General features: G+C 70.9%; 1 protein-coding gene. It reads left to right on the top strand.

The window, feature by feature from the left end; translation table 11 throughout:
* The coding region (locus ACLE20_RS15465; protein ID WP_410941207.1) for a protein kinase domain-containing protein at positions 1 to 1,020 on the top strand (1,020 nt) is incomplete at both ends.

Below are 1,020 nucleotides of genomic sequence, written 5' to 3'. Positions count from 1 at the left end.
GCGCACGCCAAGGGTCTGATCCACCGCGACGTCAAGCCGTCGAACATCCTGCTGACCGACAGGGACTTCGCCTACCTCATCGACTTCGGCTTGGTCCGCACGGCGGGCGAGGCGGGGATGACCACGGCGGGCAACACCCTGGGCACGTTGGGTTACATGGCTCCGGAGCGGTTCGAGGGCGGGCCGATCGACGGCCGCGCGGACACCTACGCGCTGGCGTGCGTGCTCTACGAGCTGCTCACCGGGGTCCGGCCGTACCAGGCCGACAGCCTCGAGCAGCAGATCGCCGGGCACATGATGTCGCCGCCGCCGAAGCCCTCGGCCACCGATCCGAAGCTCGGCGCGTTCGACGACGTCATCGCCACGGGCATGGCGAAGAAGCCGATCAAGCGGTACCAGACCGCCGCCCAGCTGGCGGGCGCTGCGCGGCGGGCGTTGACCGCACCGGTCCCGCGGGCTCGTTCGATCCGGACCAGCGGACGGCATTCCGCGCCCGTGCCGACCGGTCACCATCCCACGCCGTGGCGCGCGCTGGTGGTGTCGAGCGCGGTCGTGGTGCTGGCCGGCCTGTGCGCGTTCGGGGCATGGCACATGTGGGGTTCGCCCGCCCGGGACACCAAGCCGGCCGGGGTGGCCGAGTCGACGGTGCCCGCAGTGGCGCCCGACGGCGCGGTGCCGCAGATCGCCGCGACCGTGCCACCGGACGTCCGTGCGACGGGCCGCCTGGTGATCGGCGTCAATACGCCGTACGCGCCCAACGAGTTCGAGGATTCGTCCGGCAAGATCGTCGGCTTCGACGTCGACCTGATGAACGCAATCACCCGGGTGCTCGGCCTGACGCCGGACTACCGCGAGACGGCGTTCGAAAGCATCATGTCCTCGGTCGGCGGCGGCAGCTTCAACGTGGGGATGTCGTCGATCACCGACACCGCCGAGCGGGAGAAGACCGTCGACTTCGTGACGTACTTCCAGGCGGGCACCCTCTGGGCCCAGCGTGCAGGCGGGTCCGTCGACCCCGCC

The organism is Rhizobium sp. YIM 134829, from assembly GCF_046546455.1.
Note: the sequence above shows the minus strand (reverse complement) of the source record. Positions and strands in the feature narration are given on the sequence as shown.